This is a genomic window from Bradyrhizobium sp. P3_C3, assembly GCF_056402655.1.
The window spans coordinates 53,904-71,420 of sequence record NZ_JBFUGY010000002.1 but is presented as its reverse complement, the minus strand read 5'-3'; the positions used below and the strand labels follow the sequence as shown (position 1 = coordinate 71,420).

The window sequence follows — 17,517 nt, the reverse complement described above, 5'->3', positions numbered from 1 at the left end:
CAGGACTGTGTTTCGTCCAGATCGCCAACCGCACCGTGCTCCGCTAACGGCGATGGGCAAGTCCGATTGCTAAGCGGTTCTTGATAGGTATTCTTACCACGAGTTGCTCGCGGGCGCTGGACGACAGCGACGCCGCGATCCTTGAAGGCGCAGGAATGCATTGCTTCGCGTGCCAGTCGGCGATTGATTCGGACGATAGCTGGTGCTCCAAGTGTGGGGCGGCGGTACGTCGGCGTGCTGATCCCGACAGCGAGCGGCGGTTTGTGACAATTCTCCGAGCCGACGTCATCGACTCCACAGGGCTTGTTGCCGAATTGGAGCCGGAGGAGGCCGTCTCACGCCTGGAGCCAGCGCTGGCGGCCATGAGGGGCGCGGTACGCCAGTTTGGCGGCATCGTCAGCAAGGAGTTGGGGGACGGCTTGGCCGCTGTCTTTGGTGCCCCGATCGCCGACGACAACCATGCTCCGCTGGCCTGCCATGCGGCCATCGAGCTTGTCCGGCGGGTCGGCAGTCTTGGCGATCCCGGACTTCAGGTTCGGGTCGGCCTCCATTCGGGGCACGTCGTCGCCTATATGGTCGCCAGCGAATTTTCCAAGGTCTACGAGATCGGAGGAGCCGCTCAGCATCTTGCCGCGAGGCTGGAGGCCGCGGCCGAGGCCAATCGGATCTACGTGTCGGAGGCCTGCCAGAAACTCGCGGATGGACATGTCCGATTCGAAGCCTTGGGTCGCAAGGTGCTGCGCGGTTTCAACGAGCCGCTGCCGGTCTACCGTGTCGTCGGAGCGAGCGACCTTTCAAGCTGGCGGGTGCGACGAGCGCGGAGCGTTTCGCGGTTTGTCGATCGCACGACTGAGCGGGCCCTTTTGGCACGTGCCGCGGAGAGGTCCAGTGCAAGCCGGCAGACGGTCCTGCTGATCGGCGATGCAGGCATCGGAAAATCGCGGCTCGCGCATGAGTTCGCCCAGGAGCTCAAGGCCGATGGCTGGCGGCTGATTGACGCCGAGTGTAGTCCGAACCTTCAGGGCGTGCCGTTCAGCGCGCTCAAGCGCACCATACTTTCGATCTTCGAAGTTGCCGCCAGAGATTCGGATAGTCTGGTCGACATCCGAAAGGAGTTGCCGGCAATCCATCAGCTCGCGATCGATTCCATATTGGATATTCCGGTCGCGGATCATCGCTGGAGTGAGCTGGAGCCTTACGCGCGCGCGCGTGCCATTTCCGATGCAAGTTGCGCCATCGTGCAAAGCCTGGCCTTTCAACAGCGTACGGTTCTTCTCATCGAGGACCTGCACTGGATCGACCGAGCCAGCGATGCGGTTGTTGCTGCAATCGCGTCGTTACAGAGTCCCAACCTGATAGTTTTTCTCACGAGCAGGCCGAACGGCATGCCCGAGTGGATCGCACGCTGCCATGCGGAAGTGATTGCAATGCGCCCCCTGGATGACGATTCGGGATTGGCCATGTTGGCCGATATGCTCGGACCGTCGGCGATGAACACCGATTTGAAGAACCGGATCATCTCTCATACTGCCAACGTTCCTCTATTTCTCGAGGAAGTCTGCCGTGGACTGAAAGATAGTGGCACGCTTCGCGGTCAGTGGGGTGACCTTGCGCTCGTTCGACCTATTGACGAGCTCGGCATCCCTACCAGCATTCAGGGGGTGATTGCGGCGCGGCTCGATCGTGTCTCAAGGCAGGAGCGCTCGGTTCTCCAAATAGCGGCGGCGCTGGGGCCGCGCTCAAGCGTGATGATGCTGCGGAACGTCGCCGCGCTGCCCGAAGACATTCTCCAGGATTGCCTCGGAGCGCTCGACCGAGCCGAGATCCTCGTCAGGATCGATAGTGAACTTGAGGACTCGATCGAGTTCCAGCACGAGATGGTCCGCCAAGTGACCTACGAGTCGATGGTCGAAAAGGTGCGCGAGAACATACATGGGCGAATACTTGCGGCCTTCGAAAGCGACGAGACATGGAGCGACGGTCCTGACACGCTTTGCTACCACGCGATGCGCGCGAAGGATTGGCTGAAAGCGTTCGGGTACGGGAGAGGTGCCGCGCAGAAATGTCTTGTGCGCTCGGCGTATGCCGATGCGGTCGACTATTTCGGGATCGCGATGAGTTCGCTCGACAAGATGCCGATGACTCTCTCGCGGGAGGCAGATGCAATTGACCTCCGGATGGAGGCGCGAATGGCATTCATCTGGTCCGGTCAGGTTGCCGAGTGGATCGATCTCGGAAAAGAGGCCGAACGCCGGGCTAGTGGAATTGACGACATCGGAAGAAAGGTCGCCGCCATGACCGTCATGGCGGGTGGACAGAATTTCTACGGAACGCCAACTGAAGCGGTTGCGCTCGGCCAGGAGGTCGTTGGCCTCGCCGAGAAGTCAGGCAACCCGGGTTGGCGCAACCTTGCACAATACAATCTGGGACAGGCCTATTTTCTCGCCGGTCGATATCGCGAAGCGGAGCAGATGTTGGCGCAAGGCCGCGCTAATCTCATGGGACCCGAAGCGAGCGCGCCGTTTGCCACTCCCCCAAAATACACACTGCTCCTCTGCTGCATGATGAAGAGCTTCACCCACACCGTCATGGGCGAACTCGACGCCGCCGAGCAGTTCCAGCAACAAGCTTCGGCGATCGCGGAAGAGACCAACCGCCCCTACGACCGCGTCGCCGCCGCCTATAGCGGCGGCTGGCTGATGCTCGGGCGCAACGAGCCGGCCGCGGCCGCTGCCATTCTCGAAGATGGTTTTGTGCTGGCGCAGAAGCACGGCATCCGGCTGTTCGTGCCGGTGCTCGCCTGTCACCTCGGCATCGCCTATCTGGAGCAGGGGCTGTTCGACCGGGCGCGCGGCATGCTGGCCGAGGCGCGCGAGGAGGCGAAGGCGGTCGGCTATACCTCGGCGGTGCTGCGCAGCTCGATCTACCTTGCGCTCGCAACCTTCCGCCTCGGCGACGTCCAGGCTGCGCAAAACATGCTGCGCGAGGCGCGCAACACCGCTCGCCAGCAGGGGTTTTCCGGCCTCGAGGCCGAGGCCCTGTTCGGCGAGGCCGTGGTGACGCCGCCGACGGATGCGGCGAACAAGGCCGCGATCATCGTCGCCCTGCGCGCGGCCATCGCGATCGCCTCCGAGAGCGGCGCGCTGCCGCTCCAGCACAAGGCCGAGGCGATGCTGACCGAGATGCTCGCCCGGGGCGGCGAGCTGACCTGACCCTGCTCCCTCCCTGGCGTGCGATCGTACCGCCGGGCTGATTTTTTGCCCGACGGGTCGTTTGAGTTTCGCAGGCAAAGCAAGGACTTAAGAGACCGTCTCTACTGTGCATGGGGTTGTTTTCGACATTTTGCAGGGAGGACCACCACCTCCCGCCGGCGCCGTTCAAGGTCTCATGATTTGCCGGACGCGGTCTGCGCGCCCGATGACGAAGCCCCTTGCACGGACGCCAAGGTCGGCTACCGTCGGCACTAGCCGCAGGGCCAGGTGACTTTTGATTTACATTTTTTAGCATCCGATCTATCGGCGCCGCGACGGCGCGACGCCCATCCGGACGAGGCGGGGCCATGATCACACGGGACCAGTCAGCTTTGTTGGCGCCGGTCGAGCGCGATTTGCGGCTCGATCTCTTCCGCGGCATCGGGTTGTGGATGATCTTCCTCGATCACATCCCGCACGACGTCGTGGCCTGGCTGACCTTGCGCAACTACGGCTTCAGCGACGCCGCCGAGTTCTTCGTCTTCATCTCCGGCTACCTCGTCGGCTGGATCTACGGGCCGATCGTCGCCGGCGGCTGGTTTCTCGCCGCGCTGAAGCGGCTGTGGCGGCGCGCGGGCGAGATGTACGTTGCCCACATCATGCTGTTCCTGCTGTTCACGGCGCAGATCGCGCGCACGGTCAGGAGGTTCGACAACCCGATGTATGCGGACGAGTTCAACGTTCACAATTTTCTCGACCATCCGGACATCCTGATAGGTCAGGCGCTCTCGCTGCGCTACAAGCCGGTCAATCTCGACGTGCTGCCGCTCTACATCACGCTGGTGCTCGCCGCGCCCTTCATCGTGTGGGGCCTGGTGCGCCGGCCGAACCTGACGCTGGCTGCCTCCGTGGTGTTGTATGTGTTGGCGCGCCGGTTCGACTGGAACATCGCCTCCTATCCGCCGGGCACGACCTGGTACTTCAACCCGTTCTGCTGGCAGCTGATGTTCGTGTTCGCCGCCTGGTGTGGCGTCGGCCAGATCGACAAGATCGCAACATGGGTGTGGTCGAAGGCGGCGATGACGCTGGCCGCGGCCTGGCTCGCCTTCGCGCTGCTGATCGTGATGACCTGGCACATCCCTGCGCTCGAGGCGCTGATCCCGAAATGGATGATCAAGGCGATCTACCCGATCGACAAGACCGATCTCGACATGCTGCGCTTCACGCACTTTCTGGCGCTGGCGGTCTGGGTGATCTATTTCATCCCGCGCCACTGGAAGGCGTTGCATTCGAAATGGGTGCACCCGGTCATCCTCTGCGGCCAGCATTCGCTGCCGATCTTTTGCCTCAGCGTGTTCCTGTCGTTCTCGGCGCATTGGATCCTGATGCAATTCACCAGGGGCGTCTGGGAGCAACTCGCCGTCTCATTCGCCGGCTTCGTCATCATGTTCGGGGCGGCGTGGCTGCTCGACCGCGCCGAGCGGGTGCCCAGCCTCTTCGTCAAGGCGACGGATGTCGACGACGAGCGGGAGGCCGCCGGCGAAGGCGCGCCGGTAACGATCATCGGCGCGGCTCCGGCTCGCCGCTGAGAGCACATCGCGTCGCCGGGACGATTTTTCGGGAGAGATGCATGTCGAGATTTTTGTTGACGATTGCCGGCGCCCTCCTGCTCCTCGTCTGCAACGCGTCGGCGCAAGGGCCGTCGCCCGAGGCGATGGATGCTGCGCGAAAACTCGTCGCCACGCTGAAGATCGCAGATCAGTATCGCGCGGCGCTCCCGCAGCTCCTGCTCAAGCTGAGACCCGTGGTCGCACAGGACCGGCCTGAGATCGAGCGCGATTATGACGCAATGACGGCGCCGGGCTCCGACATCTACGCGCCGTTCTTTGCCTCGATGATCGACCAGATCGCCGCTCTCTATGCCCAAAACTTCACCGTCGACGAGCTGCGCCAGATCGAGGCGTTCTATGCCCAGCCTGCTGGCCGGAAGTTTATGGAAAAGTCCGATGCGCTGGCGCAGGCGAGCGCGCAGATCGGCCAGGACGTCAGCCAGAAGGCCGCAGATGAACTAAAGCTGCGCCTCATCGAGGCGCTGCGCCAGAAAGCGCACAAGCCGTAGACCGTCATGCTCAGTGAATCGCGGCGTACATGATTCTCTCCTCCGTCGCCTCCAATGCGGAGAATTCCTCCACGACCTTGCCCTGGCGCGAGACCAGGATGCGGTCCGAAAGCGCCATGATCTCGGGCAGGTAGGATGAGATGACGACGACCGCCTTGCCCTCGTCGGCAAGCTGGTTGATCAACTCGTGGATCTCGACGATGGCGCCGACGTCGACGCCGCGCGTGGGTTCGTCGAAGATGATCAGGTCGGGCTCCTGAACCAGTGATTTGGCGATCACGACCTTCTGCTGATTGCCGCCGGAAAGCTCGACCACCTTGCCGTCGTCGCCGATCGCGCGAACCTTGAGCCGTTCGATCCAGGTCCTGCCGATCGCCTCGTTCTCTCGCCGCGACAGCATCATGCGGCCCTTGGGAAATTTCGACAGCAGGCCGAGATAGATGTTGCGTGCGATCGAGGACGTCTCGAAGAAGCCTTCGACCTTGCGGTCCTCGGTCACATAGGCGATGCCGGCCTGCACCGCCGGCGCCGGCACCCGGTAGCGCACCGGCTTGTCGTGCAGCAGGATCTCGCCGCCATGGAAGAAGTCGCGCTTCAGCACGCCGGAGACGATCTTGAACGTTTCGGTGCGGCCTGCGCCGACGAGGCCGAATACGCCGGTGATCTGCCCCGCGAATACCGACAGGGAATTATTCTTCACCATCGGCGCCATCTTCAGATTCTGCACGGTGAGCACGCGCGCGCCGGGCGGCCGCACGCTGCTCTTTCGCGCACCGTAGAGCGTGTTGGAGAGGTCGCGCCCGACCATGGCCTGCACGATCGCCGCGCGGTCGAAGTTGGCGGCATCGTCGGTGACGACGTGCTTGCCGTCGCGCAGAACCGTGATGCGGTCGGCGAGCAGCAAAGCTTCTTCCAGGGCGTGCGAGATGAAGACGATCGAGACGCCGCGCTTCTTGAGATCGCGAACGAGGTCGAAGAAGTATTTCTTTTCCTCAGGCGTAAGCGACGCCGTCGGTTCGTCGAAGATGATGACCTTGGCGCGGTGCAAAACCGCGCGCGCGATCTCCACCATCTGCTTCTTGGCGGCGCCGAGGCCGCCGACGGTGGCGGTCGGCGTGACGTCGAAATTGAGCGATTGCAGGAACTGTTGCGCAGCGATGTAGATGCCGCGCAGGCGGTTATAGAATTGCTCCTGCCCGAGAAACAGATTCTGCGCGACAGTCATGGTCGGCACCAGGCTGTTTTCCTGGAACACCATGGCGATGCCGAGATTGCGCGCCTCCAGCGGCGTCCGCGGCGCGACGTCGGCGCCGTCGACCGTCATGGTGCCGGACGTCAGCGTCACCACGCCGGCCATCACCTTGGTCAGTGTCGATTTGCCGGCGCCGTTCTCGCCGACCAGCGCGTGGATCTCGCCGCGGCGGAGGTCGAAGTCGACCCCGTCGATGGCGGGCACGCCGGCGTAAAGTTTTGTGGCCTTGCGCAGCGAGAGTGCGATGTCGCTCATGAGCGGAACTCCTCGGCAAGACCGGACAGCGGCAGTCGCAGCACGCGGCCCGGTCCCTTGGCGATCAGGACGAGATCGCCGCCCATCTCGATCGCCGCAACGATACCGTGATTGGCGCCGTCGACCCGGCTGTGCAGCGAATAGAGCGGCTGGCCATCTGCATCGAGCCGGATGACGAGGCCATAGGAGCGCGGCGGCGCCCACGGCTTGATCACGCCCATGGTCTTGATGTGTGCACCCTGCATCGGCTCCTTGAACGAGAAGCCGGAACGCAGGCGCGGCGCAACCCAGTAAGCCGGATCGATCTCGGCCATCATTCGCTTGCGGTAGGCTGGCTCGCGCAGCACGAACTCGATGAGCTGGGTGCGCGCCGTGAAGGCGGTGAGCCAGTAGCCGCCGCCCGCCGCCTTCGACAGCCGCGAGGGGTAGACGGGAAGGTGAGCGAGCACGGTCCGCGGCGGTGCGCCCGGTGCAACAAGGACGAGCCGGTGGCGCCAGCTCTCGCTGACCAGCACGCCGTTGCCATGCACGCAGGCACCGAAGGCATGGCCGAGCCCCTGAGCCAGCGGTGTCACGGTCTTGCTGGCGGGATCAAGCCTGAACACCCTGCCGCTCCGGTTGAGCTCCATCAAATCGCGTGCCCAGTCATCGACGCCGCATGTCGCCGAGCCGTCCGTCGCGATCAGCGTGCCGTCGTCCGCTAACGCGAGCGCGTTGACGGCGTTGAACGCGCCATCCGCAAGCGTCACGCTTGGCCGCTCGGCCGAGGGGCTTGCGTAGAGCCGCACCTCGCGCCCCCCGAGCGCGACCGCAAGACCGCCGCCGGGGAGGGCACACAGTGCCGAGATCGGCCGCTCGAAGCTGCGGACCTCCGATGCCGTGCCGTCATTCAGAGACATCAGCCGCGGGCCCGCCGCGATGAAGAGCTTGCTTCCATCGGTGGCGAGATCCTCCGGCGCCTCGCATGTCAGCAAGGTTTCGGCGGATTCCAGCTTCTGGTTGGGCTTCAATGCGCCGTCGAAGGACGGCACGGTGATGGTGGCGTCGCCGCGCCCGAGAAAGCGGTTGGCGAACTCTCTGACGGCCGCGATCACGATTGCTTCCCCCATCGCTTGTCATACTGGACGAAGTTCGGATCGGCATTGTCGAGCTTGTAACGACCGATCCGGTTGTTGAGGATGCCGCCGAGATAGAGATAGCCGCGATGCTCGCGCATCGAGGTGATCATCGGATGGTTTTCGCCGCGCAGGTCCCAGAACGATTCGACGATCTTGCCCTGCTCGTTGAACTTGACCACGCAGCCGGTGTTGATGTTGGGGAACAGCCATTCGTCCACCGGCACGCGCTTGCCCATGCGGCGGCGGAAGCCGGGCATCTTCCAGGCGAGGTCGAGCGAGGGGCTGCGCATGCCGACCAGTGCCAGCCAGTAATTGCCGTCCGAGGCGAGATTGATGTTGTCAGGGTAGCCCGGCAGATTGTCCATGACCACCTCGACCTTTCCCTTCTTAGGGCCTGCGAAGTAGTAGCGCTTGATCGAGCAGCCGAAGGTTTCGGCGAATAGAATCGACTGGCCGTCGCTGGCGACGCAGATGCCGTTGGGGAATTTGAGCCCGCGCAGTTCGGTGCGCGTCACGCCGGTCTTGGTGTCGTAGGAGATGATGCGGCCATTGCCGCGCGCCTCGAGGCCGTCGATCGGCCACTCGTCCATCTCGTAACGCACGGTTGCCTCGGAGAAGAAGATCAGCCCGTCGTCGGTGATGTCGAGATCGTCGGCGAGCCGCAGGCGGCTGTCGTCGTTGACCGAGCGCATGCTGCGATTGGTCTCGTCGGTCGCCTTTTCCACCGTGCCGTCAGGCTTGATCCGGTAGAGCCCCATGCCGCCGATGCAGACGTAGAGATTGTCCTCGCGGTCGAAGGCCATGCCGAGTGGTTGGCCGCCGATATGGGCGAACACTTCCATCTTCTGATAGTCGGGTGCGAGGAAGCGCATGATGTCGCCATGGCGCGATCCCGCGTACAGATTGTCGTGGCGATCGAGGATGACGTCCTCCGGCGCCTCGATGCGGCCGAGGCCGATCGACTCGACGTTGCGCAGCTTGTCGTTCTGCTCGAACGGGCCGCCTTGTCCGATCTCGGTCGGCGGAGGCGGGGGCAGCGCGTGATAGGTTGGCGCAACGTAGACTTTGCTGATGATGCGGGTTCGGTTCTTCTGCCAGCGGATATCGACCATCGCGGCGACCAGCAGGATGCCGGCAAGCGCCATCCGGTTGACGCCGCCACGTGCATTCATGGTCGTCAGGCCATTGGTGATCAGGAGCACGATCAGCACTCCGACTGCCGACTTGGCGACCGAGCCCTTGCCGCCGCCGAGCGTGATGCCGCCGAGCACTGTCGCCGTCAGCACGATCACCTCCAGGCCAACGCCGATGTCGCCGCCGACGGTGCCAAGCCGCGACGCGAAGAACAGCGCGCCGATGCTGGTCAGCACGCCGCTTGCGACGTAGCAAAGCGCGATGGTGCGGCGGACGGGAATGCCGGAATTGTAAGCTGAGCGACGCGAGCCGCCGATCGCGGTGATGTGCCAGCCCGGGCGCAGCCGGGTCATGAAGATATGGCCGAAGATGGCGATGACGATATAGACGAGCGCCACGGTCGGAATGCCGAAGATGCTGCCGCTGCCGATGAAATCCCAGGACGGGATGTCGGGGAAGGCCGACGCGATCGCGTTGGAGTAGCGCTGGATCAGGAGATCGTAGGCCGAGCGGTAGATGATCAGGGTGATCAGCGTGGTGATGAAAGCGCGCAGCCGCAGGTATCCGATCAGGATGCCGTTGACGGCGCCGAGCAGTGCGCCGCAGAGCAGGGTGGCGGCCACCACCGCCGGGACCGGCCAGCCCAGCACGTCGAGCAGATAGAGGGCACAGAAATCGGTCAGTGCGAAGATCGAACCGACGGAGAGGTCGATGCCGCCGACGATGACGACCAGCGCCAGCCCGAGCGCGATGAAGCCGATCTCTCCAGCCTGGCGCGCGGTATCGGCAAGGCTCGCTGGCGACAGGAAATTGTCGATGGACCGGCTGAGCGCGAGGCCGACGATCAGGAGAAGGATCACCGGGATGGCTGTCTCGGTCCATCGCTTGGACAGGATTTCACCGAGCAGATGGTCAGGCCAGTAACGGTAACGCAGGCTTGTCAGAGTGTCGCGCATCGGCATTCCGGGACCTTGCAAGTTTCGGGACCACGTCCCGGACGTGAGATCGTCCGGGACGCCAGGGTCTTGCGTCGCGACAATTATTTCTTGAGGTCGCTGAGATTCCAGCAGGCCATCTGGCTATCGGCGTTCTCCTTGGTGATCGGAATCAGCGTGGTGTATTCCGAGCCCTTGACGGAGCCGGGCTTGACGCCCGACGACAGCAGCCATTTGATGGTGCCGGCCATCTGCGCGGCCTGGGTCGGCACGTCGTAGCTCATGTTGAGATCGAACGCGCCCGACTTCACCAGTTCACAGGCGCCCTTGCGCTCGCCGCCGCCTGAGGTCGCGACAAACACCTTGCCGGTGAGGCCGGCTTCCTTGACCGCCGCCGCGGTGCCGATGTCCATGCCATCCCAGAAGCCGACGATGCCGCAGAGATCGGGATTCTGCTTCAGCACCGTTTGGGTGATCGCCTTGGCCTTGGCGGCGTCCCAATCGGCGGCTTGGCTCGACACCACCTTGATTTCAGGATGCTTGGCGAGCACGTTCTCGACGCCCTTCAGCGTATAGGCGCTCGCGGCGGCTGACAGCGCACCCTGGATGATCGCGATCTTGTTGGACTTGCCCTCGCAGGCCTTGACCACGCCTTCGGTCTGGCGCTCGCCGATCTCGACCCAGTTGGCGCCGACGAAGGCGGAGCTGCGATAGGCCGAGCCCATGTTGATCTGGATGACGTAGATGCCTTCGTTCTCGGCGCGCTGCAGCAGCTTGGCGTAGGTCTGCACGTCCGGATTATGAACCACCATCACCGCCGGCTTCTCCGAGATCAGCGAGGTGACGGCCTGCGCGCCGGCATTGGTGTTCCAGTTGGCGTCGCGGATCACGAACTTGACGCCGAACGGCTCGAGCTCCTTCTTTAGTCCGGCATACCAGCCCTCGGTGAGGTCGAAATTCATGGCGACCGGCACATAGGCCACGGTCTTGCCGGCCAGCGCCTCCTTGAACGGCTTCTGGAACGGCTCGTCCAGACCCTGCTGGGCGAGGGCCGGCGCGGTCATTGCCGCAAGACCCAGTGCGGCAGCGATTGCCTTTGTCGGGGTGCCGAAATGCTTCATTGCTTCCTCCTTGGTTGTGGTTGTCGTTATTGTTGGATCGCTCAGATGTCGCCCTGTTGTGCCGTTTCCTCGTTGCGCGGATTCAGGAAGGAATCCGTGATGACGGCGAGCAGCAGCACCACGCCCTTGATGAGATTCTGCCCGGCGTAGGAGATGTCCATGATGGTCATGCCGTTGAGCATCGTTCCGATAACGAGCGTGCCGATGACGACGTTGAGCACGCCGCCACGGCCGCCTGATAGCCCGATGCCGCCAAGCACGACGACCAGGATGACGTCATAGATGAGCGTCGAGTTGAAGATGCGGGTCGGCATCGAGTTGACGGATGCCGCCATCACGAGGCCGGCAAAGCAGCCGATCAGGGCGGTGATCACATATTGCAGGACGATGATCGGGCGTGAGGGAATGCCGGTGACACGCGCGGCGTAGGGGTTGTCGCCGATCGCATAGATATAGGCGCCCCAGCGCGTCTGGCGCAGCAGGAACGCGACCACGATGCAGGCGATTGCGAACATCCAGATCGACGTCGGAATGCCGAGAATAGTGCCTTGTCCGAGCCGCTCGAAGCCGTCCATGCCCGGGCTCCATTGCACGACGTCGAGTTGGAACAGCGCGGTCTGCCCGAGCCCGGCCAGCAACAGGCCCGTTGCCAGCGTCGCAAACAGCGAAGGGACTTCGGCATAGGCGATCAGCCAGCCGTTGACGAGGCCAAAGGCAATCGTGAGCAGGACGGCGGTCAGCAGCGAGGCCGGTAGCGAATGACCGTTCTGCACCATCTGGAGCACCAGTCCCGGCGGCACCGCAAGGGCTGCGATCAGCGAGATGTCGATGCCGCGTCCGATCACGACGATTGCCATGGCAAGGCCGAGGATGCCGAGCACTGCCACGTTCTGGAGCAGCGTCAGCATGTTGTCCGCCGTCAGAAAGCCGCGCAGGAAGATCGAAAACACAAGGAACAGCAGCGCAAAGACTGCGAAGACGATCTCTTGCTGATTGAAACGAAAGCGCTTCATCCCCGTCTTGCCTTTCTTCGACCCGGCTGTTGCGCGACCGTCAGGACGATCGGTTCTCGATGCGATAGGTTTGTGGAAGCGTTGCAAGGCTTTCGACGAGCATCTTTGTTCGATCCAGATCACCGGAATGGACCGAGATGCTGACGACTGTGTTGAGCTTCTCGTCTTTCTCGACGAGGATATCTGCCGCGGTGTCGGGGCCGAAGATGCGATCGATCTCGGTCCTGACCTTTTCCCGAACGGCGAGATCGCGAAGCGTGGGCTTGAAGATCTTCCCGACGGCGGTAACCGGAAGAGCTTCGAGCAGGACGACGCGCTTTGGCCTCGCAGGAGGCTCATTGACGTTGTGTTCGAGATGCTCGCGCAATTGCGCCAGATCGATTGTCTGTCCGGGGGAGGGCACCACGAAGAGAACTGGAACCTCTCCCGCGTAGGCGTCGGGCATGCCGACGGCCGAGCTCATCTGGACTCCGGGGAAGGCGTTCGCGACGTCCTCGATTGCGGCAGGGTCGATGTTGTGACCGCTTCGTACGATGAGGTCCTTCTCGCGCCCCGTCAGCACGAGGCGTTGATCCGGGGTGAGATAGCCGACGTCGCCGGTGACGATCCAGTGGTCGTCGGTGAGCACGCCCTTGTCGTGCTGGGGATCGACGTATCCGGGAAACACCTGCGGTCCCCTCACGAGGACAAGACCGCTGGCGAGAGGCGGACACTCTGTCTTCAGTTCTGCATCAGCCAGAGCGACGATTTTGGTCTTTGCGAACGGCGCCCTGAAGCCGACGCTGCCTTGCACGGGAGTGCCACGGCCGGGATTGAAAGCGATCGCGGCCGCGGTTTCTGTCATCCCGTAGGTCTCGAACAAGGTAATCCCGGTCCGCGCCTGAAACCTGTCGCTGACAGCCTTCGGCGCCACGGCCCCGCCGGTGAGCGCCATGCGAACGGTGCTGACATCGGAGGACCCGATCGGCACCTCGGCAAGAGCGGCAATCGAAGTCGGCACTCCGCTCACGATGGTCGCGCGGAAGCGCTCCACGGTGTGCCAATAGTCGCGAATCGCGTCGGGGCTTCTGAGGCTGTACGGTGAGGGGATGATCACATGACCGCCGGCAGCGAGAATCGACAGGCCGAGCGTCATGGTGCCGCCGACGTGAAACAGCGGAAAACCGTTCACGGCGGCATCCAGCTCATCCAGTCCGTGGACCTGCGCAAAGCTCCAGGCCGCATGGATCTGGTTGCCATGTGTCAGCCGAACCAGCTTAGGTCGTCCGGTGGTCCCGCCGGTGTGGAAGAGGGCGCAGATCGCATTGCGATCGGTCGAAGGTGCGAAGTCCAGTGTGCCGCGCGCGCTCGCGGCCGTCTCATTGAAGTTTAGAAATCCTCCAGGCAGCGGACCGTTCGCGCCCATCACAAAAATGGTCTTCAGCGACGGGACGCGCTTCGCGACGTTGGCCGCCTTGGCCCAGATCGCGCGATCGGCCGCTTCGGCCGGGATCACCAGCACCGTCGCATTCTGCGCCTCGAGCAGGTCGGCGATTGCGTCTTCGTTCAGGAGATAGTTGATCGAGCTGGCGACGCCCGCGACCTGGGCGCCGAGCAATGCGGGGAACAGTGGCGGCAGGATCGGACAGAGGAACGCGGCGGTCCCGCCGCTCTCGCCGATCCCGTGCGACCGGAACAGATTGGCCGCGCGGATGATCTCCGCAAGCAATTGCCGGTGCGTCAGCGTCGCGTCGCCCGGCTCGCGCGAGCCTTTGGTCAGCACCGTCAGTGCGGGCCGATCGGGATGCAGGTGCGAGGTGGCTTCGAAGAGATCGAGCAGATTGCGGGAAGGGACCAGCGAATCGTAAGGCCGCTGCTCCAACGCCTCGATATCGGCGATGGTTTTGACCGGCTGCGTGAACCGCGTTGTGATTTGCGATGACAAGGCCCTGCTCACGGGCATCGCCATTCGGGCGGCACGGCAAGCTGTGCAGCAGTTGACTGGACCTGACGCAAGCGAACGTTTCCCGCCTATTTTGTGGACTGCTTTTTGTTCTTCATAGGCCACATGCCGGAGCGCGGCTTGCTCCGGAGCGCAAAGCTTTTGCTTCTCCGCGCAAACGGTCTTGCGTGTAGGCGGCGGCCCTCTAGAATCTCGATGCGTGGCCAGCTTGTGCGATGCACAAACGACGTTCATCATGGCGGCGCAACGGATGGGCGGACGATGAACCTGGTGTTTTCGACAGACGATCTGGAGCCGTCCAAACGCTACGCCGCGTGGCAAGGCGCGATCTGCGACGTCTACGTCCATGTCGACGTGAACGCCGAGGAGCGGTCCGACTATCACGGCTTCATTCGCGAGGCACGGTTCGGCGCGGTGACGATGACCGACGTCCTGCTGTCGGAGCAGCGCATCTCGCGCCGCGAACGGCATATCGCAAAGCTCGACAAGGATTGCTACTACGTCGAATTCGTTCAGCAGGGCCGGGTCAACGTGCTCCAGGCCGGCCAGACCTTGCTGTCGAATCCCGGCGTGAGCGCGATCTTCTCGGCCTCCGAGGCCTATGATCTCGAATGCGTCGGCAAGGTGCGATCGCTCTATCTCGAGATTCCGCGCGCGGAATTCTCGGCGCGCTTCAGCGAGGGGCGGCTGCCGGTCGTCACGACGATGGCCACGAGCCGCGGCCTTGGCCGGATCGCCGCCGAGTTCTGTGCGACGCTCGCCGCGGAGGGCGCGCCGCTGGACGAGACCGCGAGAACGCGACTGGGCGGTGAGCTGATGGACGTGCTGGCGCTCGCGCTCGACATGGGCGAGCGGGACGAATTCTCCGAGGATGCGAGCGCTGCGCAGGCCCGCCTGCGCTCGGTCAAGGCCTGGATCGAGGCGCACCTCACCGATGCGGATCTGTCGCTGGAGAAGATTGCGAAGAGCAATGGCGTCTCGCTCAGGCATCTGCATTATCTCTTCCGGCTGACCGATGTCTCGGTGTCCGAATGGATTTTGGATCGCCGGCTGCAGCGCTGCTACGATGTGCTGACCCGTCCCGAGCTGCGCTCGCTGTCGATCACCGAAGTTGCCTATCAGCTGGGCTTCAGCAGTTCGTCCTATTTCAGCACGGTGTTCCGCAGGAAGTTCGGCCACAGCCCGTCCGACCTGCGACGGCGCTAGAGAACCTGCACCGCGCGCGGCGATGCAGGTCCGTCATCGTCAGCGTTACTTCGCCAGCGGGCAGCCGCCGTCCTTCAGCGGACGGAAGGCCTGATCGGCGGGCACTTCCGCGAGCAGCTTGTAATAGTCCCACGGGCCCTTGGATTCCTCGGGCTTCTTCACCTGGAACAGGAACATGCTGTGCACCATGCGGCCGTCCTCGCGGAGTGTGCCGTTGTCGGTGAAGGCATCCTTCACCGGCAGCTCGCGCATCTTGGCCATCACGGTCTTGGTGTCCTTGGTGCCGGCGGCCTGCACGGCCTTGAGGTAGTGCAGCGTGGCGCTGTAGGTCGCGGCCTGGTTCATCGTCGGCATGCGCTTGATGCGCTCCTGGAAACGCTTGCCGAAGGCGCGGGTCTTGTCATTGAGGTCCCAGTAATAGGCCTCGGTGATGATCAGGCCCTGCGCGAGCTTGAGCCCCAGGCTGTGCACGTCGGAGATGAACATCACGATCGCAGCCAGGTTCTGGCCGCCGGCGACGATGCCGAACTCGCCGGCCTGCTTGATCGCGTTGATGGTGTCGCCGCCGCCGTTGGCGAGCCCGATGATCTTGGCCTTGGAGGCCTGGGCCTGCAGCAGGAATGACGAGAAATCGGCCGTGTTGAGCGGATGCTTGACGCTGCCGAGCACCTTGCCGCCGGCTGCCTTTACCACATCGCCGGTGTCGCGCTCGATCGAATGACCGAACACGTAGTCCGCGGTGAGGAAGAACCAGCTGTCGCCGCCGTTCTTGACGATGGCGCTGCCGACGGTGTGGGCGTTGGAATAGGTGTCGTAGGTCCAGTGCGCGGTGTAGGGCGAGCAGGATTTTCCGGTGATGTCGGAGCTTGCTGCATCGGTCACGATCATCACCTTCTCGTACTGCTTGGACAGCTCCATCACCGCGAGCGCGGTGGCCGAGGTCGGCAGGTCGATGATCATGTCGACGCCCTCGGTCTCCCACCATTTGCGCGCGATGGTGGAGGCGACGTCGGGCTTGTTGAGCACGTCGGCCGCGACCATGTCGATTGGCTTGCCGAACATCTGGCCGCCAAAATCCTCGATCGCCATCTTGGTGGCCTCGACATTCCCCTGGCCGCCGATGTCGGAATAGACCGAGGAGAAGTCGGAGAGCACGCCGATCTTGAGCGGGGTCTGCTGGGCGGAGGCGGGGACGATCAGGGCAGCCGACAGCAAGCCGGCCGCAGACACGAGTGCTGCGATAGGTCTCATGGATACGTTTCCTCTTGTACGGGACTATTCTGTCCCTTTGTCCGACAAAGTTAGAGCGAGGTTCCCAAGGAGTCAATTTGCTGCATCTGCGGCATGAATGACGCAGTTTGACGCGTCTTCGGGGCGATCCTATAGTTTGTCGGACAATCGCCATTGGGGGCTACCGTGCCGATTTCGCCGCTCTTCCGCCCGATCGATGTCGCGCCGGCCTATCAGAAAGTCGCCGACGCCATCGAGCGCGAGATCGTCAATGGGCGCATCAAGCCCGGCGATCCCATCGGCACCGAGCATGATCTGGTGCGCCAGTTCGGCGTCAACCGCTCGACCATTCGCGAAGGCATCCGTGTGCTGGAGGAGGGCGGCTTGATCAGCCGCGATTCCTCGCGCCGTCTGCACGCCTGCCTGCCGCGCTACACCAAGCTCGCAAGCCGCCTGAGCCGCGCACTGGTGCTGCACGAGGTGACGTTCCGCGAGCTCTACGAGGCCTCGATGACGCTGGAGGTGGCGAGCATCGAAGGCGCGGTGGAGCGCGCGACCGAAGAGAACCTCGCCGAGCTCACCAACAATCTCGTGCGCAGCGAGGCCGTGGTCGGCGATCCCGCCACGCTCGCCGAATGCGATGCCGAATTCCACGTGCTGGTCGCCAAGGCCTCGCAGAACCGCGTGCTCCAACTCGCACGCGAGCCGGCGGCGCAGCTGTTCTATCCGACCACAGAGATGATCGTGACCGGTGTTGCCGAAGGCGGCCCACGCCTCGTCGCCGCGCACCGCCATCTGATCGAGGCGATCCGCCGCCGCGACCGCGAGGCGGGCGTGCTCTGGACGCGCCGGCACTTGCAGGACTGGCGGCGCGGTTTCGAGAAAATCGCCTCGCTCGATCGGTCGGTCGAGCACATGTACATGGAGCACGCCCAGGCGGCCCGGCGCAGATAGGCGCCTGATGAAGACGCAAGATTTCAGTCAAGAAATCCAACAAATAA

The 17,517-nt window shown here is 63.4% G+C and carries 12 protein-coding genes; 5 read left to right on the top strand and 7 right to left on the bottom strand.

Translation table 11 applies throughout. The features are described from left to right. The first annotated feature begins 155 nt into the window (after positions 1 to 155). The 3 genes from AC1DW2_RS02865 (at position 156) to AC1DW2_RS02855 (ending at position 5,310) form a co-directional block, all read left to right on the top strand. A complete protein-coding gene (locus AC1DW2_RS02865) occupies positions 156 to 3,212 on the top strand; it encodes an ATP-binding protein (protein ID WP_071916770.1) in 3,057 nt (1,018 codons plus the stop codon). Positions 3,213 to 3,559: 347 nt separating this feature from the next. Next, positions 3,560 to 4,780, top strand: a complete 1,221-nt coding sequence (locus tag AC1DW2_RS02860; protein WP_477005187.1) for an OpgC domain-containing protein — start codon at positions 3,560 to 3,562, stop codon at positions 4,778 to 4,780. Between the two features lie 41 nt (positions 4,781 to 4,821). Next, complete coding sequence (locus AC1DW2_RS02855) at positions 4,822 to 5,310, top strand: DUF2059 domain-containing protein (RefSeq protein ID WP_208088978.1); 489 nt, start codon at positions 4,822 to 4,824, stop codon at positions 5,308 to 5,310. Between the two features lie 10 nt (positions 5,311 to 5,320). On the opposite strand, the gene AC1DW2_RS02850 is transcribed toward AC1DW2_RS02855, so the two are convergent. The 6 genes from AC1DW2_RS02850 to AC1DW2_RS02825 form a co-directional block, all read right to left on the bottom strand. Beyond that, positions 5,321 to 6,817 (bottom strand): sugar ABC transporter ATP-binding protein, encoded by a 1,497-nt coding sequence (locus tag AC1DW2_RS02850; protein ID WP_477005186.1) that lies wholly within the window; start codon positions 6,815 to 6,817, stop codon positions 5,321 to 5,323. After that, positions 6,814 to 7,911: a hypothetical protein gene (locus tag AC1DW2_RS02845; protein ID WP_477005185.1), complete on the bottom strand. Its 1,098-nt coding sequence runs from the start codon at positions 7,909 to 7,911 to the stop codon at positions 6,814 to 6,816. Before AC1DW2_RS02845 ends, AC1DW2_RS02850 begins: the two co-directional genes overlap by 4 nt. Further along, a complete protein-coding gene (locus AC1DW2_RS02840) occupies positions 7,908 to 10,031 on the bottom strand; it encodes an ABC transporter permease (protein WP_477005184.1) in 2,124 nt (707 codons plus the stop codon). Before AC1DW2_RS02840 ends, AC1DW2_RS02845 begins: the two co-directional genes overlap by 4 nt. Positions 10,032 to 10,108: 77 nt before the next feature. After that, positions 10,109 to 11,125 carry a sugar ABC transporter substrate-binding protein gene (locus tag AC1DW2_RS02835; protein WP_477005183.1) on the bottom strand — a complete coding sequence of 339 codons (1,017 nt, stop codon included), beginning with the start codon at positions 11,123 to 11,125 and terminating at the stop codon, positions 10,109 to 10,111. 41 nt (positions 11,126 to 11,166) lie between these two features. Next, on the bottom strand, positions 11,167 to 12,138 hold the full coding sequence (locus AC1DW2_RS02830; protein ID WP_166078254.1) for an ABC transporter permease: 972 nt from the start codon (positions 12,136 to 12,138) through the stop codon (positions 11,167 to 11,169). Positions 12,139 to 12,178: 40 nt separating this feature from the next. Next, positions 12,179 to 14,062, bottom strand: coding sequence for an AMP-binding protein (locus AC1DW2_RS02825; RefSeq protein WP_477005182.1), 1,884 nt, complete (start codon positions 14,060 to 14,062; stop codon positions 12,179 to 12,181). Between the two features lie 279 nt (positions 14,063 to 14,341). Here AC1DW2_RS02825 and AC1DW2_RS02820 point away from each other — a divergent pair, with 279 nt between their 5' ends. Further along, complete coding sequence (locus AC1DW2_RS02820) at positions 14,342 to 15,286, top strand: helix-turn-helix domain-containing protein (RefSeq protein WP_028148873.1); 945 nt, start codon at positions 14,342 to 14,344, stop codon at positions 15,284 to 15,286. Between the two features lie 45 nt (positions 15,287 to 15,331). On the opposite strand, the gene AC1DW2_RS02815 is transcribed toward AC1DW2_RS02820, so the two are convergent. Then, positions 15,332 to 16,537, bottom strand: coding sequence for an ABC transporter substrate-binding protein (locus AC1DW2_RS02815; RefSeq protein WP_477005181.1), 1,206 nt, complete (start codon positions 16,535 to 16,537; stop codon positions 15,332 to 15,334). A gap of 165 nt (positions 16,538 to 16,702) precedes the next feature. Here AC1DW2_RS02815 and AC1DW2_RS02810 point away from each other — a divergent pair, with 165 nt between their 5' ends. After that, positions 16,703 to 17,470, top strand: coding sequence for a FadR/GntR family transcriptional regulator (locus AC1DW2_RS02810; RefSeq protein WP_085403530.1), 768 nt, complete (start codon positions 16,703 to 16,705; stop codon positions 17,468 to 17,470). The last annotated feature ends 47 nt before the right edge of the window (positions 17,471 to 17,517 follow it).

Excerpts from the sequence above, each read along its gene's own strand:
- AC1DW2_RS02865 (WP_071916770.1), top strand. The coding sequence starts at position 156 with ATGCATTGCTTCGCGTGCCAGTCGGCGATTGATTCGGACGATAGCTGG.
- AC1DW2_RS02860 (WP_477005187.1), top strand. The coding sequence starts at position 3,560 with ATGATCACACGGGACCAGTCAGCTTTGTTGGCGCCGGTCGAGCGCGAT.
- AC1DW2_RS02855 (WP_208088978.1), top strand. The coding sequence starts at position 4,822 with ATGTCGAGATTTTTGTTGACGATTGCCGGCGCCCTCCTGCTCCTCGTC.
- AC1DW2_RS02850 (WP_477005186.1), bottom strand. The coding sequence starts at position 6,817 with ATGAGCGACATCGCACTCTCGCTGCGCAAGGCCACAAAACTTTACGCC.
- AC1DW2_RS02840 (WP_477005184.1), bottom strand. The coding sequence starts at position 10,031 with ATGCCGATGCGCGACACTCTGACAAGCCTGCGTTACCGTTACTGGCCT.
- AC1DW2_RS02835 (WP_477005183.1), bottom strand. The coding sequence starts at position 11,125 with ATGAAGCATTTCGGCACCCCGACAAAGGCAATCGCTGCCGCACTGGGT.
- AC1DW2_RS02830 (WP_166078254.1), bottom strand. The coding sequence starts at position 12,138 with ATGAAGCGCTTTCGTTTCAATCAGCAAGAGATCGTCTTCGCAGTCTTT.
- AC1DW2_RS02820 (WP_028148873.1), top strand. The coding sequence starts at position 14,342 with ATGAACCTGGTGTTTTCGACAGACGATCTGGAGCCGTCCAAACGCTAC.
- AC1DW2_RS02815 (WP_477005181.1), bottom strand. The coding sequence starts at position 16,537 with ATGAGACCTATCGCAGCACTCGTGTCTGCGGCCGGCTTGCTGTCGGCT.